The sequence below is a fragment of the bacterium genome, from assembly GCA_024228115.1.
In the GTDB taxonomy this organism is placed as follows: domain Bacteria; phylum Myxococcota_A; class UBA9160; order UBA9160; family UBA6930.
Genome location: JAAETT010000327.1, coordinates 1 through 2,820 on the forward strand (window position 1 = coordinate 1; position 2,820 = coordinate 2,820).

Consider the following 2,820-nt stretch of genomic DNA (forward strand, 5'->3'; position numbering starts at 1 on the left):
CCTGGAGAACGTCATCCTCTGGAGGGATGGCGACGGACCGCTCGAGCGGATTCACCTGGTCGAAGCGCTGGTGGCCATGAACCCGGATCTGAGTTCGGAGGACCAGTTGCTCGCACAGAAGATCCTCGATGCCTTCCGCCGCCACGGCTGGAACCAGGAGGCCGCTCGACGCGAACTCGGCCTGACGCGCGGAGAGTGGCGCAGCCGTTTCGCCCGGCTGGGGCTCGATGCGGTGAGGCGCAGGCGGCGGTGAAACGCGCGATCGCGTCATTCCTCGGGCTTCTGGCGATGTGGACCACTGTCTCCGCAGAGCCCGACGTCGTCAAGGATGCCGCCGATCCGTCCCCGCATCAGATCGTACAGGCCGCGTTCGACCGGATGTTCAACTACCCATCCGTACGGAGCGTGACCCTCCGCATCCACCGCCACGGCGACCGTGTCACCTACCGCTCCTTCGACGTCGTCTACAAGAAGATCGATGGACGCGGCCGAACGCTCCTGCGCTTCACTGAGCCCCCCTACCTCCGAGGCAACACGCTGCTGATCATCGAGGAGGACGACGGCAGGAACGACACGTGGGTCTACCAGCGAGAGCTACGCCGTCCGCGCAGGGTCCTGGCTGGGCACAAAGGGGATTCCTTCTACGGAAGCGACCTCTCGTTCGAGGACCTGGAACACCATGACTGGCGCCGATACGAGCTTCGGCGACTTCCGGATGCCGTCGAGCAAGGCAAACGCGCGTTCGTCGTGGAGGCAACCACACCCGACGACTCCCAATACGCCAAGGTGATCGCAACCGTGGAACGGGACCGCCTAGCTCTACTGCGCCTCGATCTGTTCAAGGCCGGTTCCGGTGAGCCGATCAAGTCTCTCGAGTTCGCCGCAAACGAGATCGAAGAGGAGAATGGCATCCTGAAGCCGGACCGGATGTGGGTGCGACAACGCGGGCGAGACGCCGCCACGGAAGTGATCTTCAAGAAGATCGAGGACGACCCCCAGATCGCAGACTCCGTGTTCGCGACGATGAGGCTCGAACGCTCGGGCGAAGACCTGTACCGGCTGGTCGAGCGGCTGCGCAAAGAGGCGCCAACGCCATGATGGATGGGTACCGACGCCGGCCGCTCTACAGCGCCGACAACGAGGACACGCGATCGGAGCTGACAGCCCTCGAGATCACGGGGGATGACACGGTGGTCGCAGTTGCAGCTGGCGGCGGACGTGCCTTGAGCCTGCTAACGGCGGGTCCAAAGCGACTCGTCGCCATCGACCGCCGTCCCGAGCAGGTCTTCAATCTGGAGCTCAAAGCCGCCGCGATGGATGCGTTCGACCTGGAAGGCTTCCAGGGTTTCCTCGGGATCTCCGATGCGCCGGACCGTCTCGATCAATACCGGATGGTTCGTCAATCGCTCTCCAGAAGCGCTCGCAAGTACTGGGACAATCGCCGAGGCCTGATCGAAGCCGGCGTGTTCTTCGCGGGCCGCACGGAGACCGCCATGATCCGATTCATGCGGGGGATCAAGGCCCTTGGGTTCATGGACTGGGCAGAGCCGTTCTTTCAAGCGACGTCACTGGAAGCACAGCAATCCCTCCTCGATGCCCATCGAGATCACGTAGATCGCGGCCTCGTTTGGTGGAAGCTTTTCTTTCACCCGCTTGTGATCTACCCGCTTGCCCAGGATCCGAGTTTCCTTCGCTCTACCGACGGGAGCGTGGGGGCGTACCTGGTTCGTCGGTTGCTTGAGTTCGCCTCGTTCAATCTGGTGCGAGAGAGCTACGTCCTGAGGCTCGTGTATGACGGCGTCCTCACGCCTCGAAGTCCGCTGCCTCCGTATCTTGGCCCTGGAGGCTTCGAGCAGGCGAAGAAGGGACTCGATCGCCTCGATGTTCAGTGCGGAGATCTGCGGGACTTCGTTTCTCGAACGCGGGTCACCGGCCCGGTCAAGTGGTCCCTGTCGGACGTGAGTTGCTGGATGACCGAGCCTCAATTCCATGACCTCCTGCGTTCGGTCACTCAGGGGATCCCGCCAGGATCCCGATTTTGCGCTCGCAACTTTGCAGCCCGGCGCGACATCCCCCGTGATCTGGTCGATCGAGTGAGGCGGCTCGACGATCTTTGCAGCACCCTCGACTGCCAGGACGCCTCTGTGATTTATCGCTTCGAAGCGGGTGAGGTAATCGCAAGGGTTCAGTGACGCCTACCCAGCAGGCTGGAAGGTAGAGTCGCGCTACGTCACCAAGATTGGCCGCAGCGCAGGTCGCCGTCCCGCCAGGCGAAAATCTAGCGAAGGACCGGACCTGTCATACTCGTGTGGTTCCATGAAGCTCTTCCCTCCGGAGTTTCCATTGCGCATCCTCGGTTCCGAACTTCTCCTCTCCCCCAGCGACCTCTTCGCCTTACAACGTCCAGGTCTCCACCTTGGCGGCTGCCCTCAAATCCGACGGCATGGCAAGCCAGTTTCAGGGGCAAGAAGCCCCAGTGGTGATCGGTTGGCCGATGCGGGTTCGGCAAAGGGAGTATCGCGTGGGCTCAAGTTCCCGTTCGGTCTGAACCGGTTGAACGTGGAGACTTCGCAGGCGAGGTGTGTTTGCATTCCAACCAACGGTCCGAAGTTGCTCGAAACGGAGCGTCTGACGCCCGGGAAGGTGCAGTTGATGAATGTGCTGTGTGGATACAAAGAGCTGGTTACATCTCGGTGGGAAGCGAACATCCGTTGGACCACCAGGAGGCGAGGGCAAGTTGGTAGAACGAACCGGAAGCCGTCTCGAATAGGACGCCAGGCCTCGACCGCCCAGGAGCTTCTCAGCGTCGAGGAGAAGCTC

The 2,820-nt window shown here is 62.1% G+C and carries 3 protein-coding genes; all 3 read left to right on the forward strand.

Annotated elements, in window-relative coordinates:
• A partial coding sequence (locus GY937_14490) for a hypothetical protein (GenBank protein MCP5057910.1) occupies positions 1-253 on the forward strand: 253 nt, incomplete at its 5' end.
• Complete coding sequence (locus GY937_14495; GenBank protein MCP5057911.1) at positions 250-1,098, forward strand: outer membrane lipoprotein-sorting protein; 849 nt, start codon at positions 250-252, stop codon at positions 1,096-1,098. The genes GY937_14490 and GY937_14495, both read left to right, overlap by 4 nt.
• The gene (locus GY937_14500; GenBank protein ID MCP5057912.1) at positions 1,095-2,192 is read left to right on the forward strand and encodes a DUF3419 family protein; all 1,098 of its coding nucleotides are present in this window, start codon (positions 1,095-1,097) and stop codon (positions 2,190-2,192) included. The genes GY937_14495 and GY937_14500 overlap by 4 nt, the downstream gene beginning before the upstream one ends.
• Positions 2,193-2,820 lie beyond the last annotated feature (628 nt).

What these genes read in the sequence shown, in the direction of transcription:
- GY937_14500 (MCP5057912.1), top strand. Translation starts at nt 1,095, where the DNA reads ATGATGGATGGGTACCGACGCCGGCCGCTCTACAGCGCCGACAACGAG.